Origin of the sequence: Burkholderia anthinoferrum (assembly GCF_002925705.1) — a bacterium.
Classification (GTDB): Bacteria; Pseudomonadota; Gammaproteobacteria; order Burkholderiales; family Burkholderiaceae; genus Burkholderia; species Burkholderia semiarida.
Window position 1 is genome coordinate 38,403 of sequence record NZ_LFZP01000035.1, and the last position, 22,016, is coordinate 60,418.

Annotated in this window: 17 protein-coding genes and 1 pseudogene; 8 read left to right on the forward strand and 10 right to left on the reverse strand. The window is 68.8% G+C overall.

Annotated features, from left to right (window positions below; genetic code table 11):
• Window positions 1–8 precede the first annotated feature (8 nt).
• The 5 genes and pseudogenes from C5F75_RS11765 to C5F75_RS11785 all read right to left on the reverse strand — a co-directional run bounded on the left by C5F75_RS11765 (window position 9) and on the right by C5F75_RS11785 (window position 5,692).
• A pseudogene (locus C5F75_RS11765) lies at window positions 9–930 on the reverse strand (TIM barrel protein).
• Between the two features lie 39 nt (window positions 931–969).
• Complete coding sequence (locus C5F75_RS11770) at window positions 970–1,983, reverse strand: Gfo/Idh/MocA family protein (protein WP_104012269.1); 1,014 nt, start codon at window positions 1,981–1,983, stop codon at window positions 970–972.
• Window positions 1,984–2,069: 86 nt separating this feature from the next.
• Window positions 2,070–3,095, reverse strand: a complete 1,026-nt coding sequence (locus C5F75_RS11775) for an ABC transporter permease (RefSeq protein WP_059575884.1) — start codon at window positions 3,093–3,095, stop codon at window positions 2,070–2,072.
• A gap of 27 nt (window positions 3,096–3,122) precedes the next feature.
• Window positions 3,123–4,697 (reverse strand): sugar ABC transporter ATP-binding protein, encoded by a 1,575-nt coding sequence (locus C5F75_RS11780; RefSeq protein WP_104012270.1) that lies wholly within the window; start codon window positions 4,695–4,697, stop codon window positions 3,123–3,125.
• 68 nt (window positions 4,698–4,765) lie between these two features.
• Complete coding sequence (locus C5F75_RS11785; protein ID WP_059575888.1) at window positions 4,766–5,692, reverse strand: sugar ABC transporter substrate-binding protein; 927 nt, start codon at window positions 5,690–5,692, stop codon at window positions 4,766–4,768.
• Window positions 5,693–6,007: 315 nt separating this feature from the next.
• On the opposite strand from C5F75_RS11785, the gene C5F75_RS11790 reads away from it, so the two are divergent.
• The 5 genes from C5F75_RS11790 to C5F75_RS11810 all read left to right on the forward strand — a co-directional run bounded on the left by C5F75_RS11790 (window position 6,008) and on the right by C5F75_RS11810 (window position 12,359).
• Entirely contained in the window at window positions 6,008–7,960 is a 1,953-nt protein-coding gene (locus C5F75_RS11790; protein ID WP_104012271.1) for a bifunctional 5-dehydro-2-deoxygluconokinase/5-dehydro-2-deoxyphosphogluconate aldolase, read from the forward strand.
• A 47-nt stretch (window positions 7,961–8,007) separates the two neighbouring features.
• The gene (gene iolD, locus C5F75_RS11795; RefSeq protein ID WP_060316294.1) at window positions 8,008–9,891 is read left to right on the forward strand and encodes a 3D-(3,5/4)-trihydroxycyclohexane-1,2-dione acylhydrolase (decyclizing); all 1,884 of its coding nucleotides are present in this window, start codon (window positions 8,008–8,010) and stop codon (window positions 9,889–9,891) included.
• Window positions 9,892–9,953: 62 nt separating this feature from the next.
• Window positions 9,954–10,883, forward strand: coding sequence for a myo-inosose-2 dehydratase (gene iolE / locus C5F75_RS11800; RefSeq protein ID WP_059640651.1), 930 nt, complete (start codon window positions 9,954–9,956; stop codon window positions 10,881–10,883).
• Between the two features lie 56 nt (window positions 10,884–10,939).
• On the forward strand, window positions 10,940–11,758 hold the full coding sequence (iolB, locus tag C5F75_RS11805; RefSeq protein ID WP_059575895.1) for a 5-deoxy-glucuronate isomerase: 819 nt from the start codon (window positions 10,940–10,942) through the stop codon (window positions 11,756–11,758).
• A gap of 106 nt (window positions 11,759–11,864) precedes the next feature.
• Complete coding sequence (locus C5F75_RS11810; protein ID WP_104012272.1) at window positions 11,865–12,359, forward strand: heme-degrading domain-containing protein; 495 nt, start codon at window positions 11,865–11,867, stop codon at window positions 12,357–12,359.
• 28 nt (window positions 12,360–12,387) lie between these two features.
• On the opposite strand, the gene C5F75_RS11815 is transcribed toward C5F75_RS11810, so the two are convergent.
• The 4 genes from C5F75_RS11815 to C5F75_RS11830 form a co-directional block, all read right to left on the reverse strand.
• Window positions 12,388–13,839, reverse strand: coding sequence for an MFS transporter (locus tag C5F75_RS11815; RefSeq protein ID WP_081066612.1), 1,452 nt, complete (start codon window positions 13,837–13,839; stop codon window positions 12,388–12,390).
• A 76-nt stretch (window positions 13,840–13,915) separates the two neighbouring features.
• A complete protein-coding gene (locus tag C5F75_RS11820) occupies window positions 13,916–14,935 on the reverse strand; it encodes a cyclase family protein (protein WP_059575899.1) in 1,020 nt (339 codons plus the stop codon).
• A gap of 52 nt (window positions 14,936–14,987) precedes the next feature.
• Window positions 14,988–16,268, reverse strand: coding sequence for a CaiB/BaiF CoA transferase family protein (locus C5F75_RS11825; RefSeq protein WP_059575901.1), 1,281 nt, complete (start codon window positions 16,266–16,268; stop codon window positions 14,988–14,990).
• Between the two features lie 54 nt (window positions 16,269–16,322).
• Window positions 16,323–17,087 (reverse strand): IclR family transcriptional regulator, encoded by a 765-nt coding sequence (locus C5F75_RS11830; RefSeq protein WP_059575903.1) that lies wholly within the window; start codon window positions 17,085–17,087, stop codon window positions 16,323–16,325.
• Between the two features lie 227 nt (window positions 17,088–17,314).
• Here C5F75_RS11830 and C5F75_RS11835 point away from each other — a divergent pair, with 227 nt between their 5' ends.
• From C5F75_RS11835 to C5F75_RS11845, 3 genes are all read left to right on the forward strand, one after another.
• Window positions 17,315–18,205 (forward strand): HpcH/HpaI aldolase/citrate lyase family protein, encoded by an 891-nt coding sequence (locus C5F75_RS11835; RefSeq protein WP_059575905.1) that lies wholly within the window; start codon window positions 17,315–17,317, stop codon window positions 18,203–18,205.
• Window positions 18,206–18,396: 191 nt separating this feature from the next.
• The gene (locus C5F75_RS11840) at window positions 18,397–19,473 is read left to right on the forward strand and encodes a porin (RefSeq protein ID WP_059575908.1); all 1,077 of its coding nucleotides are present in this window, start codon (window positions 18,397–18,399) and stop codon (window positions 19,471–19,473) included.
• 44 nt (window positions 19,474–19,517) lie between these two features.
• A complete protein-coding gene (locus C5F75_RS11845) occupies window positions 19,518–20,984 on the forward strand; it encodes an MmgE/PrpD family protein (protein ID WP_059575911.1) in 1,467 nt (488 codons plus the stop codon).
• Between the two features lie 32 nt (window positions 20,985–21,016).
• Here C5F75_RS11845 and C5F75_RS11850 read toward each other — a convergent pair whose 3' ends face one another.
• Window positions 21,017–21,955 (reverse strand): LysR family transcriptional regulator, encoded by a 939-nt coding sequence (locus C5F75_RS11850; protein WP_059575972.1) that lies wholly within the window; start codon window positions 21,953–21,955, stop codon window positions 21,017–21,019.
• Window positions 21,956–22,016: the final 61 nt, after the last annotated feature.

Genomic DNA, 22,016 nt, shown 5'->3' on the forward strand with positions numbered 1-22,016 from the left:
TTCATGGGTCATGCGAAACCGGCCGACGCGAGAAACGCGCGGCTCGCGGCGACGTCGCGCAGGCTCGTGCCGGCGCTGCGCGGGTCGCGTTCCTGCTCGATCGTGATATAGCCCGCGTAGCCGATGTCGTCGAGCGCGGATCGCGCGGTAGTCGAGCACGCCGGCGCCGATCGGGCACATCACGCCGCGCGCGCAGGCGGCGAAGAACGCGATGTGCTCGCCCATCACCGCGTCGTATACGGCTGCGTCGATGTCTTTGAAATGCACGTAGTCGAGACGCGCCGCATGGCGGCGCAACCACGCTTCCGGCTCCATGCCCGAGTAATACAGGTGGCCGGTATCGAGACAGAGGCCCGCCGTCTCGGCCGGAATGTCGGCAACGATCCGGTCGATCTCGTCCGCGAATTCGATGTAGCCGCCCGCATGCGGATGAATCACCGCGCGCACGCCGAACTCGTCGCGCGCGATCGTCGCGATCTGCCGGATATGGTCGACCATCCGCGCCCAGCGCGTGTCGGACAGCCGCGGCGCGCGATCGCCGTGGCCGGCCGCGTAGTCGCGCTCCTCGTGGCCCCAGTCCATCACGACCAGGTACGGCGCCGCGTAGCGCTGGCCGTCCTGCGTCGGCAGCTTCGGCAACTGCGTGATCAGCGCGCAGATGTCGCGCGTCTGGCGCAGCAGGTTCGGCAGGTTCTCCGGCGATACGAGATCGTCGAAAATCGTGCCGGCCGTGATGCTCAGGCGCTGGCGCTCGAGCTCGGCGCTCACCACGTCGAGTTCGAGCGGGATATAGCCATAGGGCCCGAGCTCGATGCCCGAATAACCGGCCTGCGCGGCCTCGGCGAGCACGTGCCGCCACGGCGGCAGATGCGGGTTGTTCACGTCGTCGACGCCCCAGCAGCACGGGGCGCAACCTATCTTCATCGTCATGTCGGTCGGTCCGGTACGTCAGCGGCGGGCGGTCGCTGGTCAGCCGCGATAGAACGCGGGACGCTCGGCCATCGCGATCGGCTCGACCGCGCCGGTCTTCTGGGCCCGCACGCACGCGTCGGCCGCGACCGCCGCCGCGTAGCCGTCCCACGCGGACGGCCCGGTCAGCACGCCCTGCCGCACGCCGTCGATGAACGCCTGCAGCTCGACGTCGTACGACGCGATGAAGCGCTCTTTCCAGTCGGTCATGATCTCGACCGACTGCCGCGCCGCATGCTTGAGCCCGACGGCCGGCGGATCGGGCAGCTTCGCGATGCCCTGCTCGCCGACCACCTCGCACTGGATGTCGTAGCCGTACTGGCAGTTCACGAAGATCTCGACGTCGATGCGCACGCCGCTCGCGGTTTCGAGCAGCACGATCTGCGGATCGGCGAGATGCGCGGATGCATGGCGCGTCTTCTTCGGATAGACGACCTGCGCGCTCGTGTAATCCTCGCCGAGCAGCCAGCGCAGCACGTCGAGTTCGTGGATCAGCGTGTCGGTGATCGCCATGTCGGTCGTGTAGCGCTCGCCGACCGACTGGTTGCGGTGCGCGCAATGCAGCATCAGCGGCGCGCCGATTTCGCCGCTGTCGATCACGCGCTTCAACGCGCGATAGCCTTCGTCGTACGGCCGCATGAAGCCGACCTGCACGAGCCGCTTGCCGTGTGCGAGCTCGGCTTCGACGATCCGCATGCAACCGTCGGCCGTGACGGCCAGCGGCTTCTCGCAGAACACCGGCTTGCCGTGCGCGATCGCGTCGAGCACGAACGCTTCGTGCGTCGGCCCCCAGGACGTGACGAGCACGGCCTGCACGTCGGCGGCCGCGATCACTTCGTGGCCGTCGCCGTAGATCTCGGCGTCGAGCCCGTATTTCGTCACCGCGTCGCGCGCCTGCCGCGGATCGATGTCGTTGACGGCCACGACGCGCGCGCCGGACAGCGTGCGGGTCAGTCTGCGAATGTGGTCCTGGCCGATCGCGCCGCAGCCGATCACGCCGATTTGCAAGGTCATGCAGTTGTCTCCGGTGGTTCGTTCATCAGCGGCGCGGCCCATGCCGCGCCGGTCGCTTCCCTCTCGAATGCGGGCGGCCCGCGCGCTCAGCGGCGCGACTTCTTGTTGCGGTACTGGTCGGCGATCACGGCCGCGACGATGATCGCGCCCTTCACCATCTCCTGGTAATACGCGTCGATGCGGATGAACGTGAAGCCCGACGTCATCACGCCGAGGATCAGCACGCCGATCACGGTGCCCGTCACGCGGCCGAGGCCGCCCGACAGCGACGTGCCGCCGATCACGACGGCCGCGATCGCATCGAGCTCGTACATCACGCCCATGCCCGACTGGCCGGAGATCGCGCGCGCGGCCGTCACGGTGCCCGCGATGCCGCTCAGGAGGCCCGCGATCGCATAGACGAAGATCAGGTGACGCGTGACGTTGATGCCCGACACGACGGCCGCGTGGCGGTTCGCGCCGATCGCATAGGTGTACTTGCCGAAGCGCGTATAGCGCAGCACGACGTGGAAGATCGCGGCGATCACGACGAAGATGATCACCGGATTGGCGCCCGCACCGATCGCCGCGAACGGGTCGGTCAGCATCGACACCGGCATCCCGTTGGTGAACCACTTCGCGAAGCCGCGCGCGGCGACCATCGTGCCGAGCGTCGCGATGAACGGCGGGATGCCCGTCATCGCGATCAGCGTGCCGTTCAGCAGGCCGACCAGCAGCCCGACGCACACGCCGGCCAGCACCGGCCAGATGACCGGCAGGTCGGTGAGGTGCGGAAACACCGCGCGCGGGAAGTCGGACACCTGCGCGAGGCTCGCCGACACGACGGCGGCGGCCGCGACGACCGACCCCGACGACAGGTCGATCCCGCTGGTGATGATCACGAGGTTCACGCCGACCGCGATGATGCCGATCACGGCCATCTGCAGCACGATGATCTCGAGCCGCTCGGCATTGAACAAGAAGCTCTGGCCGACGACGACCCAGCCGACGATCTCGAAGAACAGGCTGATGCCGACCAGCACGAGGAAGATGCTCAGTTCGGGCGGCCACTTCGCATGCCGCGACTTGAGTGTCATGGTCTGCGCATCCGCGACCGGGTTCAGGTTGCCCATTTCAGTTGTCTCCAATCTTGTTTCGGCTCAGCGCGACGCGAGATCCATGATGCGGACCTGGTCGGCGTCCTTGCGATCGACGATGCCGGTCATGCGCCCTTCGTGCATCACCATCACGCGATCGCTCATGCCCAGCACTTCCGGCATCTCCGACGAGATCATCAGCACCGCGACGCCCTTGCCGGCGAGCGCGCTGACGAGCCGGTGGATCTCGGCCTTCGCGCCGACGTCGATGCCGCGGGTCGGTTCGTCGAGGATCAGGATGCGCGGCTGCGTGAGCAGCCACCGGCCGATCAGCACCTTCTGCTGGTTGCCGCCCGACAGGTTCTGGATGGTCTCGTGCAGCCCGGGCGACTTCACGCGCAGCATCCGGCTCATTTCCTCGCAGTCGCGCTTCAACTGCGCGTGCTGCACGAAGTTGAACTTCACGTAGCGACGGCTGAGCACCGCCGCTTCCATGTTCGCGAGCAGGTCGAGATTCAGGAAGCAGCCGGAGTCCTTGCGGTCCTCGGTGAGGAACGCCATTCCGTGCCGCATCGCCTGCGCGGGCGTCGAAATGCGCACCGGCTTGCCGTCGATGCGGATCTCGCCCGACGTGGCCGGCACGACGCCGAACAGCGCCTCCGCGACGTTCGAGCGCCCGGAGCCGACGAGGCCCGCGACACCGAGAATCTCGCCCGCGCGCAGCTCGAAGCTCACGTCGCGGAACACGCCGTCGACGCAGAGATCCTTCACCGACAGCACGACGTCGCCGATCGGCACGTCTTCCTTCGGGAACATCTGCGTGATCTCGCGCCCGACCATCATGCGGATGATGTCGTCGCGCGTGACGTCGCTCGATGCGTGCGTGCCGATGTACTTGCCGTCGCGGAACACCGAGAATTCGTCGGCGATCTCGAACAGCTCGTTCATCTTGTGCGTGATGTAGACGATGCCCTTGCCCTGCTCGCGCAGCTGGCGAATGATCCGGAACAGGTGCGTGACTTCCCTGTCGGTCAGTGCGGAGGTCGGCTCGTCCATGATCAGCACGTCCGAGTCGAACGACACGGCCTTCGCGATCTCGACCATCTGGCGGCTCGCGACCGTCAGCGTGCGCACGTCGGTTTCCGGATCGATGTCGATCGACAGCCGCTCGCACAGCTCGGCCGTGCGGCGGCGCAGCTCGGCGTGATCGATCAGGCCGAAGCGGTTCTTCGGTTCGCGGCGGATCCAGATGTTCTCCGCGACCGTCATGTAAGGCATCAGGTTGAGCTCCTGATGGATCATCGCGATCCCGCGATCGAGCGCGTCGAGCGGCCCGTTCAGCACGACGGGCTCGCCGTTGATCAGGATTTCGCCCTGGTCGGGCGTGTAGACGCCCGCGATGATCTTCATCAGCGTGGACTTGCCGGCGCCGTTCTCGCCCATCAGCGCATGAACGGTGCCACGGCGCACGCGGAACTGCACGCCGTCGAGCGCGACGACGCCGGGAAAGGACTTGCCGACGCCGCGCACCTCGAGCACGCAGTCGGCCATGGGCGCACCGGACGAACCCGGCGCGGCGGACGACGCGGCCGGCGCGCTTTCGCTGGCCATCGAGCGCGCGATCCTGGCTGTAAACATGGACGTTCCTCGAAAGTCGCGCGCGAGCCCGGCCGCGCCGGGCCCGCGCAGTTCAGCGGGAAAACCGGTCAGTGCTTCGCGTACTGGTTCATGTTCTCCGGCGTGACGAGCTCGAACGGCACGTTCACGTAGCGATCGACCGGCTGCTTCTTCGCGAGCTTGAGCGCCGCGGCCACCGCTTGCGCGCCCTGCCCGGTCGCGTTCTGGTAGACCGACACCTTCAGCTCGCCGGCCTTCATCGCCGCGAGGCCGTCCGGCGTCGCGTCGATACCGGCGACGACCGTCTTCGGCGTCAGCTTGCGCGCGGCCTTCAGCGCGTTGATCGCGCCGATCGCCATTTCGTCGTTGTTCGACACGATCGCGTCGAACTTCGTCCCGGAGCTCAGCCAGTTCATCGTGATGTCCTGGCCTTGCGTGCGGCTCCACTTGCCTTCGCGCTTGTCGACGATCTTCATGCCCGCGCAATCCTTCGTCGCGATCACGTCCTCGATGTCCTTGGTGCGGGCGCGCGCCGACTCGTTGGACAGCTCGCCCATCAGCACGAGGATGTCGCCCTTGCCGCCGAGCAGCTTGCACACCTGGCGCGCCTGCAGCGTGCCCGACTGCTTCTCGTCGGAGGCGACGACCGCGACGCCGGCCGGCAGCTTGTCGAAATCGACCGGCTTGCGGTTCACGTAGACGAGCGGGATCTTCGCGGCGGTCACCATCTTCGTGATCTTCGGCGTCGCGTCGGTATCGACCGCGTTCACGATGATCGCGTCGACCTTCTGCGCGATCATGTTCTGGACCTGGCTCAACTGCTTGCCGACGTCATTGCCGCCGTCCTCGATCTGCACGGTCACGCCGTCCTTCTTCGCCGAATCGGCAATGCTGTTGCGCAGGATGGTCAGGAACGTGTCGTCGAACGATGCCATCGTCACGCCGATCTTCTCGGCATGCGCGAGCGGCGCGGCCAGGATCGCGGCGGCCGCGACGGCCATCAGCTTGGTCTTCATGATCAATCTGTCTCCTCATCTCCGGGGGCGGAAGACGGCGCGTTGCGCGCCGCCGGGCCGAGTCCGATCTGGTCCGATCGGGACTGAAGCATCCGGATGAAACTGTAGATCACTTCCTCGAAAATTTGGAAATTTATTTCTACGTGATTTCACCTAGGGAACTGTATTTCCAAAAAGTCTAGACTCCGTTCCGTAGCCCGATTCCCGGCGGCAGGCAGCCTCGCGTCGTGCGGCACGTGCCGCGGACAGCTGCCGCTGGATCGGTCCCTAATCTGCCGGCAGCGCCGAACGCCGGCCGCGAGCGTGACACGTGATATGAGCCTGAACTTTCCGAGTGACCGCCCCATCGATCTCGCCTGCCTCGGCCGCGTGGCCGTGGATCTCTATGCCCAGCAGTACGGCAGCCGCCTCGAGGATGCGCGCAGCTTCCAGATGTATCTCGGCGGTTCGTCGGGCAACGTCGCGTTCGGCGTCGCGCGGCTGGGCCTGAAGACCGCGATGATTTCGCGCGTCGGCGACGAGCAGATGGGCCGCTTCCTGCGCGAGACGCTCGAGCGCGAAGGCTGCGACACGAGCCAGTTGCAGACCGACCGCGAGCGCCTGACCGCGCTGGTGCTGCTCGGGCTGAAGGATCGCGACACGTTCCCGCTGCTGTTCGTGCGAGAGAACTGCGCGGACATGGCCGTGCGCGCCGACGAGATCAGCGAGGACTTCATCGCCGGCTGCCGCGCGCTGGCGATCACCGGCACGCATCTGTCGACGCCGGGCACGCGCGAGGCGTCGCTGACCGCGTTGACGTATGCGCGCCGCCACGGCGCCGTGCGCATCCTCGACATCGACTACAGGCCGGTGCTGTGGGGGCTGACCGCGCGCGGTGCCGGCGAAAACCGCTACGTGCCGGACGCGCAGGTGACGCGCCAGTTGCAGCAGGTGCTCGGCGAATTCGACCTGCTGGTCGGCACCGAGGAGGAATTCCTGATCGCGGGCGGCGTGCCGCACGACCTGATCGCGTCGTTGCAGGCGGTGCGCGCGATCACGAACGCGACGCTGGTGGTCAAGCGCGGCGCACTCGGCTGCTGCGTGATCGAAGGCGACGTTCCCGCGCGCATCGACGATGCGCCGACCTATCTCGGCGAGCGGGTCGAGGTGCTCAACGTGCTCGGCGCGGGCGACGCGTTCCTGTCGGGCCTGCTGTCGGGGCTGCTGCGCGGGCGCGACTGGGCCGAATCGACGCGCATCGCGAACGCGTGCGGCGCGATCGTCGTGTCGCGCCACGCGTGCTCGGCCGCGATGCCGACGCCGGCCGAACTCGCGCACTGGTTCGACGGCGGGCGCAATCCGGCGGTCGATGCCGACCGCACGCTCGCGCACCTGCATCGCGTGACGGTGCCGCGCCGCGACTGGGACGACCTGTGCGTGATGGCGTTCGACCATCGCAGCCAGTTCTACGAGCTGGCAGTGCAGGCCGGCGCGGACGAAGCACGGATCAAGACGTTGAAGCGCCTGCTCGTGCGCGCGGTCGAACAGGTCGAGCGCGATCGCGGGATCGCCGGCCACGTCGGCGTGCTGATCGACGGCGGCGCATACGGCAGCGACGCGCTCGCGTCAGCCACCGGGCGCGGCTGGTGGGTCGGCCGCCCGGTCGAGCTGCCCGGCTCGCGGCCGCTGCGTTTCGACGACACGCGCTCGGTCGGCTCGTCGCTCACGCACTGGCCGACCGAACAGGTCGTGAAGTGCCTCGTTCACTATCACCCCGACGACCCCGTCGACCTGCGCGTCGAGCAGGAGCAGCGCGTGCTGGAACTGTGGGAAGCCACGCGCGCGAGCGGCAACGAGCTGCTGCTGGAAATGATTCCGCCGCGCGCGGTCACGCCGGCCGGCACCGAGGACGACGCGGTGCTGCGCACGGTCGCGCGCTTCTACAACCTCGGCGTGAAGCCCGAATGGTGGAAGCTCACGCCGCTCACCGCCGACGGCTGGGCGCGGCTCGCCGCGCTGATCGCCGAGCGCGACCCGTACTGCCGCGGCGCGGTGATCCTCGGCCTGAACCAGCCGCTGCAATACCTGGTCGACAGCTTCCGCTCGGCGACCAACCCGATCGTCAAGGGCTTCATGGTCGGGCGCACGCTGTGGGCCGATGCGTCGCTGAACTGGTTCGCGGGCCGGATCGACGATCAGGCGCTGATCGACGAAGTGGCCGGCAACTTCGCGCGACTGGTCGACGCGTGGCTCGGCCGCCGGGCCACCGCGCGGGCCGCCGCGGCCTGATGCCCCGTGTTCGTGACGACCACCCGACTCCTCTCTATCGACCGACGATGACCACCACCGTAAGACTGACCGTCAGCCAGGCGCTCGTGCGCTATCTGGCCGCCCTGCGCGCCGAAGTCGTCCAGCCCGACGGGCGCACCGAGATCCTGCCGTATTGCGGCGGCGTGTTCGCGATCTTCGGCCACGGCAACGTGGCCGGTCTCGGCGAAGCGCTGCATGCGGAGAAGGACCGGCTGCCGACGTTTCGCGCGCACAACGAGCAAGGGATGGCCAACGCGGCCGTCGCGTTCGCGAAGGCGCATTTCCGCCAGCGAATGATGGCCGCGACGTCGAGCATCGGCCCCGGCGCGACCAACATGCTGACCTCCGCCGCGCTCGCGCACGTCGGCCGCTTGCCGCTGCTGTTGCTGCCCGGCGACGTGTTCGTGTCGCGGCTGCCCGACCCGGTGCTGCAGCAGGTCGAGGATTTCGAACAGGGCGACGTCAGCGCGAACGACTGCTTCCGGCCCGTCACGCGCTACTTCGATCGCATCACGTCGCCCGAGCAACTGCTCGTCGCGCTGCCGCGCGCGATCCAGGTGATGACCGATCCCGCGCAGTGCGGGCCCGTGTGTCTCGCGCTGCCGCAGGACGTGCAGACCTTCGCGTACGACTGGCCCGAGGATTTCTTCGCGCCGCCGGTGATCCGGATGCGCCGGCCGCCGGCCGACGCGCTCGAGCTCGCCGACGCGCTCGACGTGCTGAAAGCCGCGAAGAAGCCGCTGATCGTCGCCGGCGGCGGCGTGCTGTACAGCCAGGCGTGGGACGCGCTGCGCGCGTTCGCCGACACGCACGGCGTGCCCGTCGCCGAATCGCAGGCCGGCAAGGGCAGCCTCGCGTGGGATCATCCGCTGAACCTCGGCTCGATCGGCGTGACGGGCTCGCCCGCCGCGAACCGCGCGGCCGCGCAGGCCGACGTCGTGTTCGCGGTCGGCACGCGGCTGCAGGATTTCACGACCGGCTCGCACGCGCTCTACGGCGACGCGACGCTGCTGAGCCTGAACGTGCAGCCGTTCGACGCGGGCAAGAAGCGCGGCCGGCAACTCGTGGCCGATGCGCGCACGGGCCTTGGGCAGCTATCGGCCGCGCTGGCCGGCTGGCGCGCCGATGCGGCGTGGACCGCCGCGAACCGCGACCAGGCCGCCGCATGGAACGCGCGCGTGACCGAGCTGACCACACGGATTCCGAAGGACACGCTGCCGTACGACGCGGAAGTGATCGGCGCGGTGCGCGACTCCGCGGCCGACGCGGGGCGCGACAGCGCGCGCGACGATCTCGTCGTCTGCGCGGCCGGCACGCTGCCGGCCGAACTGCACAAACTGTGGCGCAGCGGCGTGCCGGGCAACTACCACATGGACTATGCGTATTCGTGCATGGGCTACGAAGTCGCGGGCGGCCTCGGCGCGAAGCTCGCGCGCCCCGAGCGCGAAGTGATCGTGATCGTCGGCGACGGCTCGTACATGATGCTCAACGCGGAACTCGCGACGTCGGTGATGCTCGGCCGCAAGCTGATCGTCGTGATCCTCGACAACCGCGGCTACGGCTGCATCGAGCGGCTGCAACGCCACTGCGGCGGCGCGAGCTTCAACAACATGCTCGACGACTGCGTGCCCGAAGGCGGCGAGCGCTCGACGATCGACTTCGCGATGCATGCGCGCGCGATGGGCGCCGAAGCCGTGCACGTGCGCGACGTCGGCGAATTGCGCGATGAAATGAAGCGCGCGCGTGCGGCGACGAAGAGCCAGGTGCTCGTGATCGACACCACGCACCATCGCACGACCGACGACGGCGGCGCGTGGTGGGAAGTCGCGGTGCCGCAGGTATCCGGACGCGCCGGCGTCGAAGCGGCGCACCGCGCGTATCTCGACGCGAAGACGCGCCAGCGACGTTGAGCGCGCCTGCCCCGCGCCTCTGCCGCACCGGTAAAACAACATTCGAACCAAGGAAGCACGTCATGAGCTGGAACGTTCGTATCGGTATCAATCCCCTGTCGTGGATGAACGACGACCTGCCGTCGCTCGGCGGCGAGACGCCGCTCGAAACGGCGCTGAAGGAAGGCGCCGAGATCGGCTATGCGGGCTTCGAGCTCGGCAACAAGTTTCCGAAGACGGGCCCCGAACTGAAGGCGAAGCTCGCCGAATTCGGGCTCGTGTGCGTGTCGGGCTGGTATTCGGGCTTCCTCGCGGAAGTCGCGCCGGGCATGACGGACGCCGACGCGGTGGCGGCGGAGATCGAGCGCTGCCGCGCGCACATGACGAAGCTGCAATTCAACGACGTGAAGGTCGTCGTGTACGGCGAATGCGCGGGCACGATCCAGGGCAGCATCGACACGCCGGTCGCGAAGCGGCCGCGTTTCGTCGACGACGAAGCGTGGCGGCGCTATGCGGCGCGCCTCGACGCGTTCGGCGCGCACCTGCTCGACACGTACGGCATCAAGCTCGCCTACCATCACCACATGGGCGCGTACGTCGAATCGCCGGCCGACGTCGACCGGCTGATGGCGCTGACCGATCCGGCGAAGGTGTTCCTGCTGTTCGACACCGGCCATGCGTATTTCGGCGGCGCGGCCGACCCGGTGGCGCTGCTGAAGAAGCACGTATCGCGCGTGGCGCACGTGCATTGCAAGGACGTGCGACCGCAAGTCGTCAACCAGGCGCGCAACGACGGCTGGAGCTTCCTGAACGGCGTGATCAACGGCACCTTCACGGTGCCGGGCGACGGCGCGCTCGACTACGACGCGACGCTGCGCACGCTGAAGGACGCCGGCTACGAAGGCTGGCTCGTCGTCGAGGCCGAGCAGGATCCGGCCGTCGCGCCGAGCTATCAGTATGCGAAGAAGGGCTACGACGCGCTGCGCGCGATCGTCGACCGGTTGAGCGCTTGAGCACGCGCGCAAGCGCCTGGGCGGTCGCGCCCCACCCTATTGCGGAGACCCATCTCATGACGATTTCTCCCCTCCTGGTCAAGGCATCCGCCGACCGCGAAATCTGCAACGTCACGCCCGAATCGGCCGGCTGGAAACACGTCGGCTTTCGCGCGCTGCGCCTGAAGGCCGGCGACACCGAGACGCTCGACACCGGCACGCGCGAACTGTGCGTCGTCGTGCTGACGGGCACGGTGCGCGCCGAAGTCGACGGCGAAACCCACGACGCGCTCGGCAGGCGCGACAGCGTGTTCGAGGACGTGTCGCCGGACGCGCTGTACGTGCCGGGCGGCAAGACGGTGACGCTGGTCGCGACGCGCGATGCGGAAGTCGCGCTGTGCACCGCGCCCTACGCGAGCGGCGACAAGCGCGTGCTGCGCCTCGACGGCGAGCGGATGCGCCGCTCGGTGCGCGGGCAAGGCACCAACACGCGCTACGTATGCGACATCCTGATGGGCGACAACCCGGCCGCCGACCGGCTGCTCGTCGTCGAAGTCGTCACGCCGGCCAGCCATTCGAGCAGCTATCCGCCGCACAAGCACGACCGCGACGCCGCGCCCGACGAAACCTCGCTCGAGGAAACCTACTATCACCGGATCGATCCGCCGCAGGGTTTCGCGTTCCAGCGCGTGTACACGGACGACCGCAGCCTCGACGAAGCCTGCGCGGTCGAGAACCACGACGTCGTGATGGTGCCGCGCGGCTATCACCCGGTGGTGGCGCCTCACGGCTACAACCTGTACTACCTGAACGTGATGGCGGGCCCAAGCCGTGCGTGGGCGTTCAAGAACGATCCCGCGCATGAGTGGATGCTGGACGCGGCGCCCCATCGTTGAAGCACTGAAACGCCGAAGCACCGAACGGAAGACGGGCCCGCGCGCGGCCCGTGACGATGCAACGCCCGGCACGCGCGTGCAGCGCCGGCAATGCGACGGAGCCGCCATGGTGACGCCCCCCTTTCGCCTCGAACCCCACGCCTTCGACGACGATGCGTCGAACCCGGCGCTGCCGCACTTCAATGCAGCCGTCGCGCGCCGCATCGGAGAAATCGCGGTCAACCTCGCGACGCGACGCGGACTGCCGATTGCGGTCGGCATCGTCGGCGGGCACGCGCCGCTGTTCTATTGCGCGCTCGACGGCAGCGACGCGCGCGACGGCGATGCGATCCGCCGCCGGCAGAACACGGTGCTGCGTTTCGGCCAGAGTTCGCTCGCGGTCGGCGCGTGCTTTCGGCGTGCCGGCTGGTCGCTGCGCTCGCAAGGCCTGTCGGACGACGATTACGCGCTCGACGGCGGCGGCGTGCCGTTGCGGCTCGTCGGCGCCGGCATCGTCGGCGCGATGACGATCGCGGGGCTCGGCTCCGAAGACAATCACGCGCTCGTCGTCGAATGCTTGCGGTGGCACGTCGGCGCGACCGCGCTGGCGATGAGCGCATAGCGGGCGTCGCACCAGCGCACGCAGGCCGTCACGAACGGCGCGTCGGCAGCGCGTCGAGCGTGCCGGCCGGCCGGTTCGCCACGGCCGAGTCAGCTTGCTCGTCCGGGATATCGTCGAGCGACCGGTTGTTGGTGCGCGGCCCGAACGCGCCGATCGACAGCATCACGATCAGCATGCTGCCGCCGATCAGCGCGAACACCGCGGACACCCCCGCGCGCTCGAGCAGCAACGCGACGATGAAACTGCTGGCCGCGCCGGTCAGGCGGCCGATCGAATGCACGAAGCCGAGCGCGCGCCCGCGGATCGCGGTCGGAAACAGTTCCGACTGGTACGCGGTGCCGTTGCTCGCGAGCACCGTGCTCGACAGCGTGACGAGCAGGCCGAACGCGATCACGAACGGCGCCTGCGCCGACGTCGCGAACGCACTGCCGAACAGCGCGACGCCGAACGCCGACGCGACGATCAACCACTTGCGCTCGATCCGGTCGGCGAGCAGGCCTGCGACGAGCGGCGACACCGGATACGCGAACGCGATCACGAATGCATAGCCGAGGCTTTTCGCGACGGTCGCGCCCTGCGCGGCGAGCAGCGTCGGCAGCCATTGGCTGAAACCGAAGAAGCCGATGCTCAGGAAGCCGTTGAACGCGATCAGCATCGCGGTGCGGCCGCGGTGCCGCGCATCCCACATCGACGGCGCGCGTGGCGCCGGCTGCACGTCGGCGGCCGGCGGCCGGACCGCCGGCAGCGGCCGCCCCGATTCGCGCGCGACGATCCGTTCGAGTCGCGCCACGATGCGTTCGGCCTCGGCTTCCCGGCCCACGCCGACGAGCCAGCGCGGCGACTCCGGCAGGCGCGCCTGCAGCCACCAGACGACCACCGCGCCACTTCCGCCGAGCAGCACGACCCAGCGCCATCCCGACCAGCCGAGCGGATCGCGCGGGACCCAGAGCCACGATACGAACGCGAGCACCGGCATGGCCAGATACCCGACGGCGAAGCAGACGGCAAATGCACGGCCACGCACCGCCTTCGGCACCAGCTCGGTCAGGAACGCGCCGATCGTGATCAGCTCCGCGCCGACGCCGCAGCCCGCGACGAAGCGGCACGCGAGCACGCCGATCGCGCTCCACTGCACGCACATCGCCAGGCTCGCAACGGTATAGAGCAGCAGCGCGCCGGTAAACAGCGCGCGACGCCCGTAGCGGTCCGCCAGGCGCGACACGAACATCTCGCCGACGAACAGCCCGATGAACGTCGCCGCGCCGAGCGCGCCCTGGTCGGACATGCCGAGCACGCCGCGCGCGCCGGTGTGAAAGATGCCGTCGCGAATCAGCCCGGGCGGCAGATAGGTCATCTGGAACAGGTCGTAGACCTCGAAGAAGCCGCCCACGCTCAGGAACAGCACGAGCTTCCAGATGCTCGCCGTGGCGGGCAGGCGGTCGATGCGCGCGGCGAGCGATGCCGCAACAGAGTCAGACATGGCGTGTCCTCGGTAGTCCGCCCGCGCGCCGCGCGGGACGTCGATCAACGCGCGGCGCGGGCCGCGCGGCAGGCAATCACACGGTGGCGACCGGATTGACCGGCGAGCCGACGAGCCCGCGCAGATGCAGCGGCGGCGCGGTCAGCAGGAAGCGGTTGCGACGGTGTTCGTGCAGCCAGTCCGCCAGCGGCGTCAGGTGCCACAGCTCGCCGAGATGGATGCCGAGCTTGAACAGGCACAGCTCGTGCAGCGGCATCAGCGCGCCGGGCCGCGCGCGCGGCGGCGCGTCGCGCGGGCGCTCCTCGACCGCGTGGTTGTCGGCCGCGAGCGCGGCGAGCCCCGACGCGTCGATCCAGTTCAGCAGACGTTCGTCGGCGCCGTCCAGCACGCAGCATGCTGGCGGCGCACCGGTCTCGCCGCGCGCGTCGGCGGCGAGCAGAAGGTCCGCGAAACCCGTGTGCAAGCAGACGATATCGCCGCGCTCGACGCTCACGCCGTCCGCGCGCAGCACCGCCATCCAGTCGTCGAAACCGATCTTGCGCCGCGCGTCGCCGAAGTGGCGGCGCAGGTCGACCATCACGCCGCGCCCCTGCACGCCGGTGCGCGCCATCACCTCGATGCCGAGCGCGTGCGCGCCGCCTTGCGCGGCGCCCGCTTCCGGCACGCGGATATGCTCGTCCATCCGGTAGCCGTTGTAGAACACGCGGGTCTTTTCGCCGTCGCCGGCCGGATCGAACAGCGAGCCGACGTGCGACAGCGCATCCCATTGCGTCGAGAACTGCGAATGCAGGCAGAACGCGTCGTCGCAGACGACATCCGTTGCGTTCGCAACCTGTTCGTCGGCGCGGTAGCCGAAGTACGGCTTGTCGCCCAGCAGCGCCGGCATGATCGCCGGCGGGCGCCGTCTCGCGTTCAGTCCGCCGCCGCGCGGCACGTCGAGCGGCAGGCTCAGCGAGAACACGCGGCCTTCGCGCACTTCCGCGACGCCGCGCAGCACGGCGTCCGGCGTCAGCCAGTTCAGGCGCCCCTTCTGGTCGTCCGGGCCGAAATCGCCCCAGTTCGAACCGGGCGGTCGGTGGGTCCAACGCGGATTCATGATGCCTCCTCCACTATGCGGTGCATCCGGTCTCTGCCGGTGCGCGGCCCGCTTACTGCGAGCGGATCACGCCCAGCGCGGCGAGCCGTGCGTATTCGTGCTCGCCGAGCAGCGGCTGCAGGATTTCGCGGTTGTGTTCGCCGAGCGCGGGCGCGGGCCGGCGGAAGGCGCCGGGCGTACCCGACAGGCGCGGCGTGACGTTGTGCATCGGCAGGCTGCCGACGTCGTCGTCGGGCAGCTCGACCAGCGCCTCGCGCTCGATCACGTAGCGATCGGCGACGATCTGCGCGATGTCCTGGATCGGCCCGACCGTCACGCCCGCCTCCTCGAAGAACGCGAGATTGGCGTCGAGATCGCGCGCGGCGATGAATTCGCCGACGATCGCATCGAGCGCTTGCGCGTGCCGCACGCGCAGTACGTTGGTCGCATAGCGCGGATCGTCGATCAGATCGGCGCGCCCGATCGCGCGGAACAGCCGCTCGGCCATCGCCTGCGTCGAACTCGACAGGCACAGCCACTTGCCGTCGCGCGTGCGATACGCGTTGCGCGGCGCGGTGTTCGTCGAGCGGCTGCCGGTGCGCGGCTTGATCTCGCCGGTCATCACGTAGTTCGCCGCGGCCGGCCCGAGGATCGACAGCAGCGGCTCGAACAGCGACACGTCGATCACCTGCCCGGCCGCCCGCTGCGCGCCGCGCGCATGCAGCGCGACCAGCACGGCGAGCGCGCCGGACATCCCGGCCGTCATGTCGGCGAGAAACATCGGCGGCAGCACCGGCTCGCGATCGGCGAACCCGTTGATCGCCGCGAAACCCGCATAGCCTTCGGCGAGCGTGCCGAAGCCCGGCTTGTGGCGATACGGCCCGGTCTGTCCCCAGCCGGAGATCCGCGCGATCACGAGTTCCGGGCGGATCGCGAGCAGGTCGTCGGGGCCGAGCCCCATCCGCTCCGCGACGCCCGGCTTGAAGCTTTCGACGAACACGTCCGCGTCGCGCACCAGCCGGCGCACGATGTCGACGCCCTCCGGCGTGCGCAGATCGACGCACACGCTGCGCTTGTTGCGCCCGTACACCTTCCAGTTCGTGCTGATGCCGCCGGCGCCGACCGCGCGCAACGTATCGCCGCGCTCGCTTTCGACCTTCACGACGTCCGCGCCGAAGTCGGCCAACTGCACGCTCAGCATGTTGCCGGCCATCAGGCGCGACAGATCGACCACGCGCACGCCGGACAGCGGCCCGGTGGCGTTGGCATCGAACGATTTCGGATGGATCGGGCCGGTGGACGCGCGACGATGCGCGCCGGCCGCGCGAGCGGCCTGCGGGTCGGGTACGGACATGATGTCTCCTGGTAGTTGTCGGTCAGTCAGGCATGCGCGCGTCGCGCGCCGGCGCTACTCGAGCAATACGCCGAGCCGGTCGGTCGCGGGAAACGCCGCACCCGTCGCGGGCAGATCGCCGCCGAGCGCACGCGTCAATTCCGCGGCGGCGGCCTGCACATGCGGCAGGTAATCGGCCAGCACTTTCTTGTTGAAGCGATAGCGCGGCACGCCGAGCGAAATCGCGCCGCTCAGCACGCGGCCGACACCGAACGCCGGGCACGCGATCGCCGCGCTCTCCGGATCGCGCTCGGCGATCGACACCGCATAGCCCTGCTCGGCCGTCTTCTCGTACTCGCCGCCGCGCGTGCCGGAAAACGCGAGCAGCACGCGCCCCGCCGCGCCGACGTCGAGCGCGAAGCGGTCGCCTTCGCGCAGATGCGTGCTCACCGCGCGCTGCGCCTGGATGCGGAACAGGCAGACACGCTGGTCGCCTTCGCGCACGTAGAACGCGGCGGTCTCGCCGGTCTGCGCCGACAGCGTCGACAGGATCGGCATCACGTATTCGCGCAACTGGAACGACTCGCGATACATCACGCCGAGCTGGAACACGGCCGGCCCCAACACGTAGCGCCCGTCGGGCAGGCGCTTGATGAAGCGGAATTGTTCGAGGGACTCGAACATCCGCAGCAGCGTGCTCATGTTGAGCCCCGTCGCGTCGCTGACCTGCGCGAGCATCAGCCCGCCGGGCGCGCCGGAGAAGGCCAGCAGCGCGGTCAACGCACGATTGACCGCGGCCACGCCGCCTTCCGCCTGATTAGTCGTCTCCACCTTGCTCATGTCCGCCTCGCGCTGTGCCGGGCGGCGCGAACGGCGCGCCCGGGCTCACACAAATTGAAAGTCACTTTCATTATACGCAGGATGGCCGTGACATCAACATGAATCCGCAGCGCTTCCTTCGTTCAACTTCTTTCAACTCCTCATAAATATAGGCGTTAACGATAATCTTGACGAATGGCCCCATCGATCACAAAAATAAAAGTGACTTTCATTTTTATAGAACAACGATGAATCCCACCTCCCAACCGGTCTGGCGCTCGCTGCTCTACGTGCCTGCCCACGTCCCCCGTTTCGTCGAGAAGGCCGCGACCAGCGCGGCCGATGCGCTGATCCTAGACCTGGAAGACAGCGTCCCGTTCGCGTGCAAGCGCGACGCGCGGGACGGCCTCGCCGACGCCGTGCCGAGGCTGCGGGCCGCCGGCCACGACGTGCTGGTCCGCGCCAACGGCCCGCTCGACCTGCTGGTGCCCGACCTGCGTGCGGCCGTGCAGGCGGGCGTGCACGGCGTCGTGCTGCCGAAGGTTCGCGGCGGCTCGCACGTCGAGGCGATCGACGAACTGCTGGCCACGCTCGAGGATGAAGCCGGCGCCGCGCCCGGCGGCACGCGCGTCGTCGCGATCATCGAGACGCCGCGTGCGTTCCAGGCGATGGAGCGGATCGCGCGCGCGTCGCCGCGCGTCGTCGCGATGATGCTCGGCGGCGCCGACTTCGCGCTGAACTGCGAAAGCGGCACCGGCGCCGACGTGCTGCGCGTGCCGAAGCAGTTGCTGATCATCGCCGCGCGCGCGGCCGGCATTTTGCCGCTCGGCCTGCTCGACGGCCTCGACGAACTGCGCGACCTCGATGCGTTCGAGCGCATCGCGCGTGCGTCCGCGGCATTCGGCTATGCGGGCGCGACCTGCATTCATCCGCTGCAGGTCGATGCGCTGAACCGCGCGTTCCGGCCGGACGACGACGCGGTGCGCGACGCGCGCGCCGTGCTCGCCGCGTACGACGACGCGCGCGCCAACGGCCGCGGCGCGCTGCGCATCGACGGCCGGATGGTCGACGCGGCGGGCGTCGCACAGGCCACGCGCGTACTCGCGCGCGACGCGGCCGTGCGGGCCCGCGCACGCTGACCGACGATGCGCACGCCCGACCGCGTGACCCAGCCGCCAGGCATCGCCCGCGTGCGCCGCGCAACGCACGCGAGCGGCCCGGCACGGCACGCGCCGTTCGCCTTCCGCCCCGGATAGCGACGCCGCGCCGCGCGAGCCGACCCGCGCGGCGCCCATGACGAACAACAACCCCAAAACAAGGAGACAGCCCCATGGGCAAGCGAATGTCCGCATTGTGCGGACTGGGCCTCGTATCGGCCGGCGCCTGCGCGCAGACCAGCCTCACGCTGTACGGCGTCGCCGACGTCTACACCGAATTTCTCACCAACCAGGCCGGGCCCGACGGCAAGTCGTCCGCGTCGCTCGCGCGGATGGCGTCGGGCGGCAAGAGCGGATCGCGCTGGGGCCTGAAGGGCGTCGAGGATCTCGGCGGTGGCTGGCAGGCGGCGTTTCGCGTCGAAAGCAGCATCAACCTCGCCAACGGCGCCGGCTCGGGCGGCTTCGACCGCTCCGCGTGGGTCGCGCTGCAACACGAGCGCTGGGGCGCGCTGCGGCTCGGCCGTCAGTACACGACGCTGTTCGACATCATGGAGCGCTATTCGCCGACGGGCGCCTATTCGACGCTGTACGAGCCGGACGGCGCGATCGTCGGCATCAACTATCGCGAGAACAACGTCGTCAAGTATCTGGCGAAGCTCGGCGCGCTGACGCTCGAAACCCACTACGCGTTCGGCGGCACGGCGGGCGCGTTCCAGTCGAACGCCGCGTACGGCGCGGGCTTCGACTACGCGGGCAGCGCGTTCTCGTTCGCCGCGGCGTTCGACGACGTCCACACGCCGCGGCCCGGCGGCTTCGCGCACTTCCGCCGCTACGCCGCTTCCGCGCTCGTGCCGCTCGGGCGCGCGCAACTGCTGGCCGGCGTCGAGCACGCGCACAGCGACATCGCCGCGCCGTCGGTCGTGACGAACTTCACGTTCTGGTGGGCCGGCGTCCGCTATGGCATCACCGATTTTCTGCAAGCGATCGGCGCCGTCTATTACGAACACATCCGCGCGCGGAATCCGGCGAATGCGCAAACGCCGGCATCGCAGCCCGTCAGTCCGCAGCAGGTCACGCTGCAGTTGAACTACTTCGTGTCGAAGACGGTGACGCTGTACCTGGCGGCCGGCTACGCGCACCGTGCCGCGCTCGATTTCGACAACGACAACTACAACTTTCTGCACTACTCGCTCGCGGCCGGCCGCTCCGGCAGCGCGGGCGTCGCGCTCGGCCTGCGCAAGGCGTTCTGACAGCGTCGCCCCTTCCCGCCCCTTAAACATTCGGAGACCGAACCATGAATCGCCGCCACTTTCTTTCCGCGCTGACCGGCGCCGCCGTCGCGCTGCCGTTCGCTCGCGCCCGCGCCGCCGCGACCGCCGACAGGCAGAACGCCGGCGAGCCGGAACTCGCCCGGCAACTCGCCGACTACGCAGCCGGGCTGCAGTATCGCGACCTCGACGAGGCGACCGTCGAAACGATCAAGGCGCATCTGATCGACGCGCTGGGCTGCGCGATCGCCGCGCACGATGAGGCGCCGGTACGGATCGCGCGCGACGCGGCGCTCGCGTCGCCCGGCGGCGTCTCGACCGTGATCGGCACGAACCGCCGCACGCGCGCCGATCTCGCCGCGTTCGCGACCGGCACGGCGCTACGCTACTTCGATTTCAACGATGCGTATGCCGGCAAGGAAACCGGCCATCCGAGCGACAACGTCGCCGCGTGTCTCGCGGTCGCCGAGGCGCGGCACGCGAGCGGCCGCGACCTGATCCTGTCGATCGCGATCGCGTACGAGATCGCATGCCGGCTGATGGACGCCGCCGCGGTCAGCCCGCGCGGCTGGGATCACACCTGCTACAGTCTGCCGGCCGTCGCGCTCGCGGCGGGCAAGCTGATGGGCCTGCACGCGCCGCAACTCATGCAGGCGGTCAACCTGTCGATCAACAGCCATCTCGCGCTGAACCAGACGCGGGTGCAGCAGTTGTCCAACTGGAAGGCGCTCGCCGACGCCGACGCGGCGCGCAACGCGGTGTTTTCGACCGAACTCGCCGGCGCCGGCCTCACCGGCCCCGCGCCGATATTCGAGGGAGCGGCCGGGTTCTTCGCGCAGGTGTCCGGACCGTTCGCGCTCGACATCGCCACGTTCGGCGGGCGCGGCGGCGCGTTCCGGATCGGCCGTTGCTTCGTGAAGTTCTATCCGGCGCAAGGGCTCACGCAAACGGCGATTCCGGCCGCGCTCGCGGTCGCCGCGCAGGTCGGCGACCTGCGGCGCATTCGGCGCATCGAGGTCCGCACGACCGAAGTCGGCTACGTGACGGCCGGCCGCGATCCGGAGAAATGGGCCCCGTCGACCCACGAGACCGCCGACCACAGCCTGCCCTACATCGTCGCGCGGGCGATGCTCGACGGCGACATCACAACCCGCAGCTATACGGGCCCGGCGTTGCGCGACCCGGCCTTGCACGCGCTGATCGGCAAAATCACGGTCGACGCGGACCCGGCGCTGACGGCCCGCTATCCCGCGCATGCGCCGAATCGCGTGACGGCCGTGTGCGACGACGGCGCGACCTATACGAAGCAGGTGGACGATCTGCCGGGCTCACCGACGCAACCGATGCAGCGCGCCGACTACGAAGCGAAGTTCACGAAGAATTGCCAGCGGCACGGAAGCGCGGCGCGAATGCGGGCCGCACTCGATTATCTGTGGCGACTCGACGAGCAGCCCGACGTCGCGACGCTGCCGCCGCTGCTCGTCGTCGGCTGACCGCGAGCGGCCCGCGGCGCACGACATCGCGCTCAGCCCACGCTGCACGCGTCCACCGTGACGTCGTCCACGACGGATTCCGCGGCCGCGAGGATCGCGCGGCGCATCCAGCCGTGCGCGTTGCTGCCGTCGTACCGGCGATGCCAGTACAGCGACCACGTGACGGGTTCCATCGCGAGCGGCAGTTCGCGGATCACGAGACGCGGATCGCCGAGGCTCAGCGCGTGCCGCTCCGACATGATCACGGCGTACGGCAGCGCATCGAGCATGTTCGGCACGACGAGCCAGTGCGGCACGTTGAGCACGATGCGGCGCGTACAGCCCATGTTCGCGAGCAGGTTGTCGATCAGGCTGTGGTCGACCGGGTTGATCGACACGTTGAGGAAGTCGAGCGCGAGGAACCGTTCGAGCGTCAGCGGCTTGTCCGCATCGGGATGGTTGCGGCTCAGCACGCACACCATCCGGTCGTGAAACACGGTTTCCGACGACAGCGAGCCGGAATGCTCGAGGCCCGCGCTGATCGCCATGTCGAGCCGCCCGGCTTCGAGCGCTTCGGCCGTCTTCGCCGCGCTCGGGTGCACGACATCGAGGCTGATATTCGGCGCCGTCGTGCGCATGCGCCGCAGCAAGGCGGGCAGCAAAAGCAGTTCGGTGAGATCCGACATCCGGATCGTAAAATGACGCTCCGACGTAAAAGGGTTGAATTGATAATCCGATTCAAATAATTCTTCGATTTGTTGCATGATTTGCCGCACCGGCGCGATCAACGCCTGCGCGCGCGGCGTCAATTCCATCCCGATCGTGCTGCGCGCGAGGATCTCGTCCTTGAACAGATACCGCAGGCGCGACAGCGCATTGCTGACGGCCGGTTGGGTCAGACCGACCTTCAGCCCGGCCCGCGTCACCTGTTTCTCCGTCAGCAGCGCATCCAGTATGACCAGCAGGTTCAAGTCGATCGAACGTAGATTCATGATTGTGACCATCCACTAAACGGGTTAATCGCCATCCCCGGTTCGCGATTATCGCAATGGG